Origin of the sequence: Actinomadura sp. KC06 (genome assembly GCF_004348735.1) — a bacterium.
In the GTDB taxonomy this organism is placed as follows: Bacteria; Actinomycetota; Actinomycetes; order Streptosporangiales; family Streptosporangiaceae; genus Spirillospora.
The window spans coordinates 47,330-65,020 of sequence record NZ_SMKT01000034.1; the positions used below are offsets into that span (position 1 = coordinate 47,330).

Consider the following 17,691-nt stretch of genomic DNA (forward strand, 5'->3'; position numbering starts at 1 on the left):
CGTGACCCGCGATGGCATCGGGATTGGCTGATATTCGATGGCGAACGACGACAAGCTGCGCGGCTACCTCAAGCGCGCCACCACCGAACTGCAGAACACGCGGCGCCGCCTGCGGGAGATCGAGGCCCGCGAGCACGAGCCGATCGCGATCGTCGGGATGGCGTGCCGCTTCCCCGGCGGCGCGGCGTCGCCGGAGGACCTGTGGCGGCTGGTGGCCGGCGGCGTCGACGCGGTCACCGAGTTCCCGGCCGACCGCGGCTGGAACACCGGCGAGCTGTTCGACCCGAGCGGCGCCAGGCCCGACACCAGCTACGTGAACCTCGGCGGCTTCCTGCACGACGCGGCCGAGTTCGACGCCGGGTTCTTCGGGATCGCCCCGAACGAGGCGCTGGCCATGGACCCGCAGCAGCGGCTGCTGCTGGAGACGTCCTGGGAGGCGCTGGAGCGCGCCGGGATCGACCCGGGGTCCCTGCACGGAAGCGCGACCGGAGTCTTCGCCGGGCTCGTCTACCACGACTACGCCGCCAGCCATAACACGGGCGCGCTCGTCTCCGGCCGCGTCGCCTATACGCTGGGCCTTGAGGGCCCGGCGGTGACGGTGGACACGGCGTGCTCGTCGTCGCTGGTCGCGCTGCATCTGGCCGTCCAGGCGCTCCGCCGCGGCGAGTGCTCGCTGGCCCTCGCGGGCGGCGTGACGGTGATGGCGACGCCGGACACGTTCGTCGACTTCAGCCGCCAGCGCGGTCTGGCCGCCGATGGACGCTGCAAGGCGTTCGCGGCGGCGGCGGATGGCACCGGGTGGGGTGAGGGCGCCGGGATGCTCCTGGTGGAGCGGCTGTCGGACGCTCAGCGGAACGGCCATCGGGTGCTCGCGGTGGTGCGGGGCTCGGCGGTCAACCAGGACGGCGCGTCCAACGGGCTGACCGCGCCGAACGGTCCGTCCCAGCGCCGTGTCATCGGCCAGGCGCTCGCGGACGCCCAGATCCCCGCGAACCAGGTCGACGCGGTAGAGGCTCATGGGACCGGCACGAGGCTCGGCGACCCGATCGAGGCGCAGGCGCTGCTCGCGACTTATGGGCAGGATCGTCCGGAGGGGCGTCCGCTGTGGCTGGGGTCGATCAAGTCGAACATCGGGCACGCGCAGGCGGCGGCGGGTGTGGCCGGGATCATCAAGATGGTCGAGGCGATGCGGCACGGCGTCCTGCCCAAGACGCTGCACGTCGACGCCCCGTCCCCGGAGGTGGACTGGTCGGCGGGCGACGTCGAGCTGCTGACCGAGGCCCGGGACTGGCCGGTGGACGGACGTCCGCGCCGCGCCGGGATCTCCTCCTTCGGGATCAGCGGCACCAACGCCCACGTGATCATCGAGCAGGCCCCGGAGGCCGCCGAGACCGCCGAGGAGGCCGGCGGCGAGACGGACGAAGGCGCCGCGCCGGTGGCATGGACGCTGTCCGCGCGGAGCCGGGACGCTCTGCCCGCGCAGGCCGTCCGGCTGCTGTCCTTCCTCGACGAGCGTCCCGACACGAACCTGATCGACGTGGCGTTCTCGCAGGCCATCACGCGCGCCGCGCTGGAACACCGCGCGGTGATCGTGGGCCGGGACCGCGCCGACCTGCGACGCGGCCTGACGGCACTGGCAGCGGACGAGCGCGGCCCCGGAGCCGTCCGCGGAAACGCCCGCATGGCGGGCTCCACGGCCTTCCTGTTCTCGGGCCAGGGCGCGCAACGGCTCGGGATGGGCCGCGAACTGTACGGGGCGTTCCCGGTCTTCGCCGAGGCGCTCGATGAAGTGTGCGCGGTGTTGGACGGTCATCTGGATCGTCCGTTGCGTGACGTGATCTGGTCGGACGCCGAGCTGCTGGATCAGACGGTGTTCACGCAGGCCGGTTTGTTCGCGGTCGAGGTGGCGCTGTTCCGGTTGCTGGAGTCGTGGGGCGTCCGTCCGGATGTGCTGGCCGGGCATTCGATTGGTGAGTTGGCGGCGGCGCATGTGGCCGGGGTGTGGTCGCTGGAGGATGCGGCGAAGCTGGTGGCGGCGCGTGGACGGCTGATGCAGGCGCTCCCGGCCGGTGGTGCGATGGCGGCGGTGCAGGCGTCCGAGGACGAGGTCACCGGCTTGATCGGCGACGGCCCGGTTGCCATTGCGGCGGTGAACGGCCCGGAGTCGGTCGTGGTGTCCGGGGCCGAGGACGAGGTCGTCCGGATTGTTGATCACTTCACGGGGATGGGGCGTAAGACGACCCGGCTGCGGGTTTCGCATGCGTTTCATTCGCCGCTGATGGATCCGATGCTGGACGACTTCCGTCAGGTCGCTGAGAGCTTGGAGTACGGGTCGCCGGAGATCGCGGTGGTGTCGGCGCTGACCGGCCGGGCCGCGACGGCGGAGGAGCTTGGCACGCCCGCCTACTGGGTGCGGCATGTGCGGGAGGCGGTGCGGTTCGCCGACGCCGTCCAGACATTGCACGCCGACGGGGTGACACGGTTCATCGAGCTGGGACCGGACGGCGTCCTGACCGCGATGACCAGGGCCTGCCTGGACGAGCCGTCCGCTGAAACGGCCGTCGTCGTCCCGACCCTGCGCAAGGACCACGACGAGCCGACGACGCTGCTCACCGCGGTCGGGCATCTGCACGTCACCGGCTCCAGCCCGGACTGGGGCGCGGTCTTCGCCGGACGCGGAGCCCGCGAGGTCGAGCTGCCCACCTACGCGTTCCAACGGCAGCGGTACTGGCTGGACGCCGGGACCGGCGCGGCCGACGTGACCTCGGCGGGCCTGGACAAGGCGGACCATCCGCTGCTCGGCGCGGCGATCGGCCTGGCCGAGTCCGGTGAAGTGGTGCTGACGGGCCGGTTGTCGACGGGGACGCAGCCGTGGCTGGCCGACCATGTGATCGGCGGGATGGTGCTGTTCCCGGGCACCGGGTTCGTCGAGCTGGCGATCCGGGCCGGTGACCAGGTCGGGTGCGGCCGGATCGAGGAACTGACCTTGCAGGCGCCGCTCGTGCTGCCGCCCGGCGGCGCGCGGGTGCAGATCGTCGTTGGCCCTGCCGAGGAGACGGGCGCCCGGCGGGTGAGCGTCCATTCCCGCGACGAGGGAGTCGCGGTGTGGCGGCAGCATGCGACGGGCGTCCTCACGCCCGGCACGGCGGAATCGGACGTCGATCTGGCGCAGTGGCCGCCGCGCGGCGCCGTCCCCGTCGACCTGGACGGCTTCTACGAGGGCTTGGCCGACGCGGGTCTGGAGTACGGGCCGGTGTTCCGCGGGCTGGAGGCGGCGTGGCGGCGCGGCGAAGAGGTGTTCGCCGAGGTCGCGCTGCCCGAGCAGGTCGAGGCGGACGGCTTCGGGCTGCATCCGGCCCTGCTGGACGCGGGCCTGCACGCGATCGCGCTGAGCGGCGCGGTCGGCGACGGCACCGCGCTGCCGTTCGCATGGTCGGGCGTTCGGTTGTTCGCGTCGGGCGCGTCGGCGCTGCGGGTGCGGGTGACTCCGGCGTCCACCGGAGCGGGAGCGTCGCTGCAGGTGGCGGACGCGTCCGGCCGGGCGGTCGCGGCGGTGGAGTCGCTGGTGCTGCGGGAGATCTCCGCCGAACAGCTCACGGCGGCGAGTTCGGCGTTCGCCGAGGCGATGTTCCGGCTGGAGTGGCCGGTGGTCCCGCCCGCGCCGCCCGCACGTCCGGCGTCGTGGACGTGGTGGGACGCGCTGGAACCCGGCGGTGACGTCCCGGACGTCGTCGTCCTGCGGGTGCCGTCCGGTCAGGAGCCGGACGAGGTGCGGCAGGCCGTCCAGCAGACCTTGAGCGTGTTGCGATCATGGCTGGCCGAGGAGCGCTTCGCCGAGTCGATGCTGCTGGTCGCCACGTCCGGCGCGGTAGCCGTGGACGGCGGCGCGGACGACGGCGTCACCGATCTCGCGGGCGCGGCGGTGTGGGGCCTGGTCCGGTCCGCGCAGTCGGAGGACCCCGGCCAGATCGTGCTCGCCGACCTGGACGACGCGGCGGACCCGGCGGACGCGGTGGCGATGGCGGCCTCGGGGGAACCGCAACTGGCGATCCGCGCGGGCGTACTCAGAGCGGCCCGGCTGGCGAGGATGCCGATGGGCTCGCCGGACGTCGACCCCGCCTCGGCCTTCGCGTCCGACGCCGATGGCGCGGTCCTGGTGACGGGTGCGCTGGGTGCGCTGGGTGGTGTGGTGGCGCGGCATCTGGTGGCCGAACGTGGTGTGCGGCGGTTGCTGCTGACCAGCCGTCGCGGCGCGGACGCGCCGGGCGCGGCTGAGTTGTGTGCGGAGTTGGAGGAGCTGGGCGCCGAGGTGGAGGTGGCCGCGTGTGATGTGGCCGACCGTGAGGCGCTGGCGCGGCTGCTGGAGGGCCGCCGCCTGTCGGGTGTGGTGCACGCGGCCGGGGTCCTGGACGACGGCACGATCTCGTCGTTGACGCCCGAGCGCGTGGACGCGGTGCTGCGCCCGAAGGTGGACGCGGCCTGGAACCTGCACGAGCTGACCCGGGACATGGATCTGTCGGCGTTCGTGCTGTTCTCGTCGGCGGCCGGTGTGCTGGGCACGCCAGGTCAGGGCAATTACGCGGCGGCCAACGCGTTCCTTGACGCTCTCGCTCATCACCGCAGGGCCGACGGCCTGCCCGCGCAATCGCTCGCCTGGGGCCCGTGGGCGGCCGACAACGGCGGCATGGCGGGTGAACTCGACGACGCCGACATCCAGCGCATGGCCCGCGCGGGAGTGCGCGGCCTGACCGGTGAACTTGGACTCTCGCTGCTCGACCTCGCCGGGACACTGGACGAGGCCGCACCCGTCCCCATCCACCTGGACCTCGCGGTTCTCGCGGGCACCGGCGGAGGTGCGGGCCCGGGCGATCTGCCCGCCCTCTTCCACGGGCTCGTCCCGCGGGTCAGGCGAAGTGCCGCGGGCGCGCGTGCCGAGGCGGACGCGCTGCGGGCGCTCCTGGCGAGCCGTCCAGAAGCGGAATGGGCGGACGCGCTCCTCGACCTGGTGCGCACCCAGGCCGCCAACGTCCTGGGCCATGCCGGTCCGTCCGCGATCGAACCCGACCGGGCCTTCCGCGACCTCGGCTTCGACTCGCTGTCGGCGGTGGAGCTCCGCAACGGGGTCGGCGAGGCGACCGGGCTGAAGCTGCCCGCGACGCTCGTTTTCGACCACCCCACCCCGGCCGTGCTGGCGCGGTTCCTGCTGGACGAGGTGTCCGGCGCCACCGATGGCGGGGTCGTCCCCGCCGTGTCCGCGCCGGCCGACGACGAGCCCATCGCGATCGTCGGAATGGCCTGCCGGTATCCCGGCGGCGTGGCCACGCCCGAGGACCTGTGGCGGCTCGTCGCCGGCGGTGTGGACGCGGTCTCGGAGTTCCCCGCCGACCGGGGCTGGGACGTCGCCGAGCTGTTCGACCCGAGCGGAGAGCGGCCGAACACCAGCTACGTGAACTCGGGCGGCTTCCTGCACGACGCGGCCGACTTCGACGCCGAGTTCTTCGGGATCAGCCCGAACGAGGCCCGCGCCATGGACCCGCAGCAGCGGCTGCTGCTGGAGACGTCCTGGGAGGCACTCGAACGGGCGGGCATCGACCCGGCGTCGCTGCGCGGCAGCGCGACCGGCGTGTTCGCCGGGATGATGTACCACGACTACGCGGCGAACAGCGCCACGGGCGCTATCGCCTCCGGCCGGGTCGCGTACCACTTCGGCTTCGAGGGCCCGGCGGTCACCGTCGACACGGCGTGCTCGTCGTCGCTGGTGGCGCTGCACTGGGCCGTCCAGGCGCTGCGGTCGGGGGAGTGCTCGCTGGCGCTGGCGGGCGGTGTCGCGGTGATGGCGACGCCGGAGACGTTCGTGGAGTTCAGCCGCCAGCGCGGCCTGGCCCGTGACGGGCGCAGCAAGTCGTTCGCGGCGGCGGCCGACGGCACCGGCTGGGGCGAAGGCGCCGGGATGCTGCTGGTGGAGAGGCTCTCGGACGCCCGCCGCAACGGTCATCCGGTGCTGGCGATCGTCCGGGGTAGCGCGACGAACCAAGACGGGGCGTCCAACGGGCTGACCGCGCCGAACGGCCCGTCGCAGCGGCGCGTGATCCGGCAGGCCCTCGCCAAGGCCGGGCTGAGCACCGCGGACATCGACGCGGTCGAGGCCCACGGCACCGGGACCACGCTGGGCGACCCGATCGAGGCGCAGGCACTGCTGGCGACCTACGGGCAGGATCGTCCGGAAGGGCGGCCGTTGTGGCTGGGGTCGATCAAGTCGAACATCGGGCACGCGCAGGCGGCGGCGGGCGTGGCCGGGATCATCAAGATGGTCGAGGCGATGCGGCACGGCGTCCTCCCCGCGACCCTCCACGTGGACGAGCCGACACCGCAGGTGGACTGGGCCTCGGGCGATGTCGAACTCCTCACCGAGGCGCGCGAGTGGGCGGTGGACGGGCGTCCGCGCCGGGCCGGGATCTCGTCCTTCGGGATCAGCGGGACGAACGCGCACGTCATCGTCGAGGAGGCCCCAGCCGAGGAGGGCGCCGAGGACCGCGAGGTGTCCGGCGGCACGGTTCCGTGGATCATCTCGGGCAGGTCGGCGGAGGCTCTGCGGGGCCAGGCGGAGAAGCTGCGCGCGCATCTCGCGGAGCGTCCGGAGCTGTCGCCGGTGGACGTCGGCTTCACGCTGGCGACCTCGCGCGCCGTCCACGACCACCGCGCGGTAGTCCTGGCGGGCGACCCGGACACCGGACTCGACGGGCTGGACGGCCTGGCGGCGATCGCGGCGGGCGAGACCCGTCCCGGCTGCGTGCACGACGTGGCGTCGGCCGGTTCGGTGGCGTTCCTGTTCTCCGGGCAGGGCGCGCAGCGGCTCGGGATGGGCCGTGAGCTGTACGAGGCGTTCCCGGTGTTCGCCGAGGCGCTCGATGGGGTGTGCGGGGTGTTGGACGGTCATCTGGATCGACCGTTGCGTGACGTGATGTGGTCGGACGCCGAGCTGCTGGATCAGACGGTGTTCACGCAGGCTGGTTTGTTCGCGGTCGAGGTGGCGCTTTTCCGGTTGCTGGAGTCGTGGGGCGTCCGTCCGGATGTGCTGGCCGGGCATTCGATCGGTGAGCTGGCGGCGGCGCATGTGGCCGGGGTGTGGTCGCTGGAGGATGCGGCCAAGCTGGTGGCGGCGCGTGGACGGCTGATGCAGGCGCTCCCGGCCGGTGGTGCGATGGCGGCGGTGCAGGCGTCCGAGGACGAGGTCACCGGCCTGCTCGGCGACGGCCCGGTTGCCATCGCGGCGGTGAACGGCCCGGAGTCGGTCGTGGTGTCCGGGGCCGAGGACGAGGTCGTCCGGATTGTCGATCATTTCGCCGCCCAGGGCCGCAAGACGACCCGGCTGCGGGTTTCGCACGCGTTCCATTCGCCGCTGATGGATCCGATGCTGGACGACTTCCGCCAGGTCGCTGAGAGCTTGGAATACGGGTCGCCGGAGATCGCGGTGGTGTCGGCGCTGACCGGCCAGGCCGCGACGGCGGAGGAGTTGGGCACGCCCGCCTACTGGGTGCGGCATGTACGGGAGGCGGTGCGGTTCGCCGACGCCGTCCAGACATTGCACGCCGACGGGGTGACCCGGTTCATCGAGCTGGGACCGGACGGCGTCCTGACCGCGATGGCGCGGGACAGCCTCGATCAGGTTCGCGGCACCGTCGTGGCCGTCCCGGTGCTGCGCAAGAAGCAGGACGAGGTCGCCGCCTTCCTCACGGCGGTCGGGTCGCTGCATGCGGCCGGTGTACCCATCGACTGGCGAGCTGCCTTCGCCGGACGGGACGCGCGACGGGTGGACCTGCCCACCTACGCCTTCCAGCGCCGCCCGTACTGGATCGACATCCAGAGCCACTGGCGGGACGCGTGGGCCGGGTCCTCGGCGGGGATCGGCGACATCGTCTCGGCGGGGCTGGAGGCTTCCGGGCATCCGCTGCTCGGCGCCGTGGTGCCGCTGCCCGGTTCGGACGGCGTGGTGCTGTCCGGACGGCTGTCGCCGCGGTCGCAGCCGTGGCTCGCGGATCACGAGGTCGGCGGCGTCCTGCCGTTCCCGGGGACGGGGTTCGTCGATCTGCTCGTCCGGGCCGGTGACCAGGTCGGCTGCGGCCGGATCGGGGAGCTGACGCTGGAGGCGCCGCTGGTGCTGCCCGCGGACGGCGGCGCCCAGGTCCAGGTCGTGGTCGGCGCCGCCGGCGAGTCGGGCGCCCGTCCGGTGTCGGTGTACTCGCGGGCGGACGCGGCCGAGCCGTGGCGCCGGCACGCCGAGGGCCTGCTCGAACCGGGCGGCGCGGAACCGGCGGGCGGCGCGCAGAAGTGGCCGCCGCCGGGCGCGTCCGCGATCGACCTGGACGGCTTCTACGAGGGCTTGGCCGAGGCGGGCCTGGCATACGGGCCGGTGTTCCGCGGCCTGGCGGCGGCGTGGCGGCGCGGCGACGAGGTGTTCGCCGAGGTCGCGCTCCCCGAGGACGTGGACGTCGACGGCTACGGCCTGCACCCGGCGCTGCTGGACGCGGGCTTGCACGCGATCGCGCTGACCGGTGTGTCCGGCGACGGGGTCCTGCTGCCGTTCGCGTGGTCGGGTGTGGAGCTGTTCGCGTCGGGCGCGTCGGCGCTGCGGGTGCGGATGGAACCGTCCGGCGGTGGCGTGTCGCTGCGCATGACCGACACGTCCGGGCGCGCGGTGGCGTCGGTGGACTCGGTGGCTCTGCGGGAGATCGCGCCGGAGGCGTTGTCGGCGGCGCGCGGCGCGTTCCACGAGTCGCTGTTCAGGGTCGAATGGTCCCCGGTGGCGTCCGCTCCCGCCGACCGTCCGGTGTCGTGGCTGGAGTGGGAGGCGCTGGAGCCCGGCGGCGCGGCCCCGGACGCCGTCGTGCTCAAGGTCGCAGGAGGGGCCGATGCCGCCTCGGCGCGGCGAGCCGTCGTGGACGTCCTGGCCGTGCTGCAGGAGTGGCTGGCCGAGGAGCGGTTCGCCACTTCGACACTGGTCGTCGCCACCTCAGGCGCGGTGGCCGTGGACGGCGCGGACGACGACGTCACAGACCTCGCGGGCGCGGCGGTGTGGGGCCTGGTCCGGTCCGCGCAGTCGGAGAACCCGGGCCGGATCGTGCTCGTGGACCTCGATGACCCGGCGTCCTGGGAAGACGTCGTGCCGGTGGCCGTCTCCGGCGAACCGGCGCTCGCCTTCAGGCGGGGCTCGGCCCGTGCGGCGCGGCTGGCGCGCGTCCCCGCAGAGCCACAGCACGACACGGCCCCCGCGACCGCCTTCACCGGGGACGGCACTGTCCTGGTCACCGGCGGGACGAGCGGGCTGGGCGCGCTGGTGGCGCGGCATCTGGTGTCGGCGCACGGCGTCCGGGATCTGCTGCTGACGAGCCGTCGCGGCATGGACGCGCCCGGTGCCGCCGAGCTGGCGGCGGAGCTGGCGGAGGCGGGTGCGGGCGTTGAGGTGGCGGCGTGTGACGTGAGCGATCGTGCCGCGCTGGCGCGGTTGCTGGAAGGCCGCCGGTTGTCGGGTGTGGTGCACGCGGCCGGGGTGCTGGACGACGGAATGATCTCGTCGCTGACGCCCGAACGCGTGGACGCGGTGATGGCCCCGAAGGCGGCGGGGGCATGGAACCTGCATGAGCTGACCCGTGACATGGACGTGTCGGCATTCGTGGTGTTCTCGTCCGCGGCGGGTGTGCTGGGCGCCCCTGGCCAGGGCAACTACGCGGCGGCGAACGCCTTCGTGGACGGGCTGGTGCAACGCCGCCGTGCGATGGGCCTGCCGGGCCAGTCGCTGGCCTGGGGGCTGTGGGCGGACGGCGGCATGGCCGGACAGGTGGACGAGGCCGACGTCCGGCGCCTGGCCCGCGGCGGCGTCGCGGCACTGTCGTCCGAACGGGGACTCGGCCTGCTCGACACCGCCGGTTCGCTGGACGACGCCGTCCTGATCCCCGCCGACCTGGACCTCAAGGCCCTGACCGCCGGCGGACGAGAGGTCCCGCACCTGCTGCGCGGCCTCGTCCGCGCACCGGCCCGGCGCGACCTCGGCGGACGGTCCGGTGCGTCCGGTGCGTCCGGCGCGGCGGCGGACCTGGCGCGGCGCCTGTCCGGACTGGCCGAGGCCGAACGGGAGGAGGAGGTGCTCGACGTCGTCCGCGACCGGGCCGCCCTGGTGCTCGGGCACTCCGACCCGGCCGCGATCGGCCCCGACCGGGCCTTCAACGAGCTGGGGTTCGACTCGCTGTCGGCGGTCGAGTTCCGCAACGCGCTGAGCGAGGCGACGGGTCTCCGGCTGCCCGCGACGCTCGTCTTCGACTACCCGGCCCCGGCCGCGCTGGCCCGCCGCCTCCTGGACGAGCTGACCGGCGCCGCCGCCGGTGGCGCCGCGCCCGACGCGGCCGTCCGGGCGGACGACGAGCCGATCGCCATCATCGGGATGGCGTGCCGCTACCCGGGCGGCGTCGCGTCACCGGAGGACCTGTGGCGCCTGGTCGCCGGCGGCGTGGACGCCGTCAGCGGCTTCCCGGGCGACCGCGGCTGGGACCGCGGGCGCCTCTACGACCCGGACGGGCGCCGTCCCGGTACCAGCTACGTCGACTCGGGCGGCTTCCTGCACGACGCCGCGGAGTTCGACGCCGGGTTCTTCGGGATCAGCCCGAACGAGGCGCTCGCCATGGACCCGCAGCAGCGGATCCTGCTGGAGACGTCCTGGGAGGCCCTCGAACGGGCGGGCATCGACCCGGCGCGGCTGCGCGGCAGCCGCACCGGCGTGTTCACCGGCGTGATGTACCACGACTACGCGGCGAGCAGTAACACCGGATCGATCGCCTCCGGCCGGGTCGCGTACACGCTGGGCCTGGAGGGCCCGGCCGTCTCCGTCGACACGGCGTGCTCGTCGTCGCTGGTGGCGCTGCACCTGGCGGCGCAGTCGCTGCGCTCAGGCGAGTGCTCGCTGGCGCTGGCGGGCGGCGTCGCGGTGATGGCGACACCGGAGACGTTCGTGGAGTTCAGCCGCCAGCGCGGCCTGGCGCGGGACGGCCGGGCCAAGTCGTTCGCCGCCGCCGCCGACGGGACCGGCTGGGGCGAGGGCGCCGGGATGCTGCTGGTCGAGCGGCTCTCGGACGCCCGGCGCAACGGCCACTCGGTGCTGGCCCTCGTGCGCGGGACCGCCACCAACCAGGACGGCGCGTCCAACGGCCTGACCGCGCCGAACGGCCCGGCCCAGCAGCGCGTGATCCGCCAGGCGCTCGCCAACGCCGGTCTCGGCGCCGCCGACGTCGACGCGGTGGAGGCGCACGGCACGGGGACGACGCTCGGCGACCCGATCGAAGCCCAGGCGCTCCTCGCGACCTACGGGCAGGATCGTCCGGAGGGGCGTCCGCTGTGGCTGGGGTCGATCAAGTCGAACATCGGCCACGCGCAGGCCGCCGCCGGTGTCGCGGGGATCATCAAGATGGTCCAAGCGATGCGGCACGGCGTCCTGCCCAAGACGTTGCACGTGGACGAGCCGACCCCGCACGTCGACTGGACGGAAGGCGACGTCGAGCTGCTCACCGAGGCGCGCGAGTGGCCCGTCAACGGTCATCCGCGCCGCACCGGGATCTCCTCCTTCGGGATCAGCGGCACCAACGCCCACGTGATCATCGAGCAGGCCCCGGAACCCGGCGGCGCCGAGGACGAGGCGCCGGCGGACGAGCGTCCCGCCGCGCCCGGCGCGGTGCCGTGGATCCTGTCCGCGCGGAGCCGGGAGGCGCTGCCGGCGCAGGCCGCGCGGCTGCTGTCGTTCGTGCGGGAACAGCCCGACCTGGACCCGGGCGATGTCGCCTACTCCCTGGCCACCACCCGGACCGCGCTGGAACACCGCGCCGTGGTCGTGGGCGCGGGCCGCGACGATCTCCTCTCCGGCCTGGACGTCCTGTCCGCGGGCGGTCGCGGGCATGGCGTCGTCACCGGAACGGCCCGACCCGGCGGGACGACGGCGTTCCTGTTCTCCGGGCAGGGCGCGCAGCGGCTAGGGATGGGCCGCGGTCTGCACGAGTCCTTCCCGGTGTTCGCGGACGCGTTCGACGCGGCGTGCGCGGAGCTGGACCGGCATCTCGACGTCCCGCTGCGGGACGTCATGTGGTCCGAGCCCGGCCTCCTCGACCAGACGATGTACACGCAGGCCGCGCTGTTCACGATCGAGACCGCGCTGTTCCGGCTGCTGGAGTCGTGGGACGTGCGGCCCGGCCTCCTCACCGGTCACTCGATCGGCGAGCTGGCGGCGGCGCACGTCGCCGGGGTGTGGTCCCTGGAAGACGCGGCGAAGCTCGTCGCCGGACGCGGACGGCTGATGCAGGCGCTTCCGGCGGGCGGTGCGATGGCGGCCGTGCAGGCGTCCGAGGACGAGGTCGCCCCGCTGCTGACCGCTGGCCGCGTCGGCATCGCCGCCGTGAACGGCCCCGGATCGGTCGTGGTCTCCGGCGCGGCGGACGACGTGGACAGGATCGTCGGCCATTTCACGTCCGAGGGCCGCAAGACGGCGCGACTCCGGGTGTCCCACGCCTTCCACTCGCCGCTGATGGACCCGATGCTCGACGAGTTCGCGGAGATCGCCGCGGACCTGTCGTACGCGGACCCGTCCATCCCGATCATCTCCGACGTCACCGGACGGCCCGCCGAACCGGGCGAGCTCCGCGACCCCGGCTACTGGGTGCGGCACGTCCGGGAGGCGGTCCGCTTCGCCGACGCCGTCCGGACGCTCCGGACCGAGGGCGCCACCCTGCTGGTCGAGCTGGGACCGGACGGCGTCCTGACCGCGCTGGCGCAGACCGTCCTCACCGACGCCGACGCCGACGTCACCGCGATCCCGCTGCTCCGCAAGGACCAGGACGAACCGGCCGCGCTCTTCACCGCGATCGGACGCCTGCACACCGAGGGCGTCCCCGTCGACTGGCGGGCCGCCCTCACCGGACGCGGCGCGCGGCGCGTCGACCTGCCGACCTACGCCTTCCAGCGCCGCCGGTACTGGCAGGCCGGGCCCGGAACGGGCGGGGACGCCGCGTCGATGGGGCTCGGGACGGCCGCGCATCCGCTGCTGAGCGCCGTCGTGGAGTCGCCGGGCTCCGGCGACGTCGTGCTGACCGGCCGTTTGTCGCCCGGGTCCAGGCCGTGGCTGGCGGACCACCGCGTCCACGGTGCCGTCCTGCTGCCCGGCACGGCCTTCGTCGAACTCGCCGTCCGCGCCGGAGACCAGGTCGGCTGCGGCGCGCTGGAGCAGCTGACCCTCGAAACGCCGCTCGTCCTGCCCGAACACGGCGACGTCGCCCTGCACGTGACGGTCGGCCCGGCCGACGACACCGGACGCCGGACGTTCGGCGTCCACTCCCGAGGCGCGGACGAACCGGCCGAACGCCCCTGGACCCGCCACGCCGAAGGCGTGCTGGCCGCGGCCGCGGCCGCCGGCGAACCCTCGCCCGACCTGGCGCAGTGGCCGCCCGCCGGCGCGACGCCCATCAGTCTCGACGGCGCCTACGATCGCCTCGCCGACCAGGGCCTGGACTACGGGCCGGTGTTCCGCGGGCTGCGCGCGGCGTGGCGGCGCGGCGACGACCTCTTCGCCGAGGTCGCCCTGCCCGACGCCGCGGAGGGCACGGCGGGCGAGTTCGGCATCCATCCCGCGCTGCTGGACGCGGCCATGCACGTGACCCTGCTCGACGACGGCGGGGAGCCGCTGCTCCCGTTCGAATGGAGCGGCGTGAGGCTGCACGCGGCGGGCGCGTCCGCCGTCCGGGTCCGCGTGTCGCCGCTGGCCGGGGATGCCGTGAACGTCCTCGTCGCCGACGAGACCGGCCGGGCCGTCCTCACCGTGGAATCCCTGATCCCGAGGCCCGTTTCCGCCGACCAGCTCAGCGTCGGCGCCGGGCCCGCCGAATCCATGCTCCGCATCGGATGGTCCCGCCGTCTCCTCCCCGAAGTGTCCGAGGACGCGGACGTGACGGTGTGGACGTGCCCGCAGGCGTCGGGCGAGGTGCCGACGTCTGTGCGTTCGGTCGCGGGTGAGGCGTTGTCCGCGATCCAGGGGTGGCTGGCCGGTGAGGAGTCTGCGGGTTCTCGGCTGGTGGTGGTGACGCGGGGTGCGGTGTCGGTTGCCGGTGAGCCGGTGGAGTTGTCGCAGGCTCCGGTGTGGGGTCTGGTGCGTGCGGCTCAAGCGGAGCATCCGGACCGCGTGGTGCTGGTCGATGTCGATGACGATCCGGAATCGGCGGAGTTGATCTCGGCGGTCGTGGCCTCAGGCGAGCCCGAGGCTGCGGTACGCGGCGGGGAGCTGTGGGTGCCGAGGCTGTCCGAGGCACCAGGACCACGCCCCGACCAGGCTTGGACGCCGAGCCCGGACGGAACGGTGCTGGTCACCGGCGGTACAGGCGGCCTGGGCGCGCTGGTGGCGCGGCACCTGGTCTCGGCGCACGGTGCCCGGCACCTGCTGCTGACGAGCCGACGTGGCATGGACGCGCCCGGCGCGGACACCCTGTGCGCGGAGCTGGCGGACCTGGGCGCAGACGTGACGGTCGCGGCCTGTGACGTGTCCGACCGGCGGGCGGTGGCGAACCTGCTGGCCGCGATCCCGGACGAGCACCCCCTCACCGGCGTGATCCACGCGGCGGGCGTCGCCGACAACGGCCTCCTGGACGCGCTCACCCCCGAACGCCTGGACACCGTCCTGGCGCCGAAGGCGGACGCGGCCTGGGATCTGCACGAGCTGACCGAACACCTGGACCTCTCTGCCTTCGTGTTGTTCTCGTCGGCGGGCGGGATGGTGCTGGCCGCCGGGCAGGGCAACTATGCGGCGGCGAACGTCTTCCTTGACGCGCTGGCCGTGCACCGGCGGGCGCAGGGCCTGGCGGCGACGTCGATCGCCTTCGGGCTCTGGGACGCCGGCACCGGCATGGCGAACGACATGACCGCCGCCGACGTGGACCGCCTCGCCCGGCTCGGCATGCCCGCGCTCTCGGCCGAGCAGGGCCTCGCGCTGTTCGACGCCGCCCTGGGCGGCGATGAGCCAGTCCTCGTGCCGCTGCCCCTCGACAAGAAGGCGCTCCAGGCCCGCGGCGGCGACCTCCCCGCGCTGCTGCGCGGCCTCGCGGGACCCGCGCGCCGGACCGTCCGGGCACAGGCCGGAACCGGGACGTCGGACGGCGGAGCCCTGCGCCGCCGCCTCGCCGGACTGGACGAGACAGACCGCATCAATCACCTCCTCGAACTGGTACGAACTCACGTCGCCACCGTCCTCGGGCACACGTCCGTCAACGAAGTGGAACCGGACCGCGTTTTCCAAGAACTCGGCTTCGATTCGCTGTCGGCGGTGGAGTTGCGCAACGCGTTGCGCGGCGAGACGGGTTTGCGGTTGCCCGCGACGTTGGTGTTCGACTATCCGACGGCACGCGCGGTGGCGGGCTTCCTGGACCAGGAGATCGCCGGAACCGGCGCGGCCGTGGCTGCGGCTCCGGTGGGTCGGACCGCGCAGGACGACGATCCGGTGGTGATCGTGGGGATGGCCTGCCGCTATCCAGGCGGTGTCGGGTCCCCGGACGATCTGTGGCGGCTGGTGGCCGACGGTGTGGACGCGGTATCGGGATTCCCAGTCGACCGTGGCTGGGATGTGGACGGGTTGTACGACCCGGTGCCGGGTCGTGCGGGCAAGAGCGTCGCTCGCGAGGGCGGGTTCGTGTACGACGCGGCGGAGTTCGATGCCGACTTCTTCGCGATCTCACCACGCGAGGCGGCCGACACCGATCCGCAGCAGCGGTTGCTGCTGGAGGCGTCATGGGAGGCGCTGGAGCGGGCCGGTATCGATCCATCGTCGTTGCGGGGCAGCGCCACGGGCGTATTCGCCGGGCTGATGTACCACGACTACGCGCTGGACACCGACGCGGCCAGCACCAGCGGCGGCAGCCTCGTCACCGGCCGGGTCGCCTACGCGCTCGGCCTGGAAGGCCCCGCGGTGACGGTCGACACGGCCTGTTCCTCGTCGCTGGTGGCGCTGCATTGGGCCGCTCAGGCGCTGCGTTCGGGCGAGTGCTCGCTGGCGCTGGCCGGTGGCGTGACCGTGATGTCCACACCGGGAATGTTCGTGGAGTTCAGCCGCCAACGCGGGCTTTCGCCGGAGGGGCGCTGCAAGTCGTTCTCGGCGTCGGCAGACGGCGCCGGGTGGGCCGAGGGCGTCGGCGTGGTCTTGGTGGAGAGGCTGTCGGATGCCCGCCGCAATGGTCATCCGGTGCTGGCGGTGGTGCGGGGCAGCGCCATCAACCAGGATGGCGCGTCCAACGGGCTCACGGCACCGAACGGTCCCTCCCAGGAGCGGGTGATCCGCCAAGCCCTCGCCGCCGCCGGCCTGGACACGACCGACATCGACGCGGTGGAGGCGCATGGCACCGGCACCACGCTGGGCGACCCGATCGAGGCGCAGGCGCTGCTCGCCACCTATGGACGGGACCGCGAGCCGGAGCGTCCGCTGTGGCTGGGCTCGATCAAGTCGAACATGGGCCACGCCCAGGCCGCCGCCGGGGTCGCTGGGATCATCAAGATGGTCGAGGCGATGCGCCACGGCGTCCTGCCCAAGACCTTGCATGTGGACGAGCCGACCCCGCATGTCGATTGGTCGGCGGGCGCGGTCGAGTTGTTGACCGAGTCGCGGGAATGGCCGGTCAACGGGCACCCGCGCCGCGCCGGGGTCTCGTCGTTCGGGATCAGCGGCACCAACGCCCACGTGATTCTGGAGGAAGCTCCCGCTGAAGAGGTCACCGAACGCGATGACGTTCCCGGTGGGGCGGTGCCGTGGGTGATCTCGGCGAAGTCGGCCGAGGCGTTGCGGGCGCAGGCGGAACAGCTGCGCTCCTATATGGCTGCGCGTCCGGAGCTGTCGCCGGTGGACGTGGGCTGGTCGCTGGCGACCGGCCGTGCGGCGCTGGAGCACCGCGCGGTGATCGTCGCCGATGACCATGCCGCTGGATTGGCCGCGCTTGCCACAGGTGAGCCAGCCGCCGGACTGGTCACCGGTGTTGCCGCTGCTGGCTCAACGGCGTTCCTTTTCTCCGGTCAGGGCGCGCAACGGCTCGGGATGGGCCAGGAGTTGTACGAGGCGTTCCCGGTGTTCGCCGAAGCGCTCGATGAAGTGTGCGCGGTGTTGGACGAGCACCTGGATCGTCCGTTGCGTGACGTGATCTGGTCTGAGGCTGAGCTGCTGGATCAGACGATGTTCACGCAGGCCGGGCTGTTCGCCGTCGAGGTGGCGCTGTTCCGGCTGCTGCGTTCGTGGGGCGTGCGACCCGGTTTCCTGGCCGGGCATTCGATCGGTGAGTTGGCCGCCGTGCACGTCGCCGGGGTGTGGTCGCTGCCGGATGCGGCGAAGCTGGTGGCGGCGCGCGGACGCCTGATGCAGGCGCTCCCGCCGGGCGGCGCGATGGCGGCCGTGCAGGCGTCCGAGGACGAGGTCACCGATCTGCTCGGCGACGGGCTGGTAGCCGTCGCCGCCGTGAACGGCCCGGGTTCGGTCGTCGTCTCGGGGACCGATGCCGAAGTCGGCCGCATCGTCGACCATTTCGCCGCCCAGGGCCGCAAGACGACCCGCCTGCGGGTGTCGCACGCGTTCCATTCGCCGCTCATGGACCCGATGCTGGACGACTTCCGCAAGATCGCCGAAAGCCTGAACTACGA

General features: G+C 73.5%; 1 protein-coding gene. It reads left to right on the top strand.

The genetic code is table 11. The features are described 5' to 3' along the window. Positions 1-37: 37 nt before the first annotated feature. On the top strand, positions 38-17,691 hold a 17,654-nt coding region (locus E1287_RS46325), incomplete at its 3' end, for a type I polyketide synthase (RefSeq protein WP_131965323.1).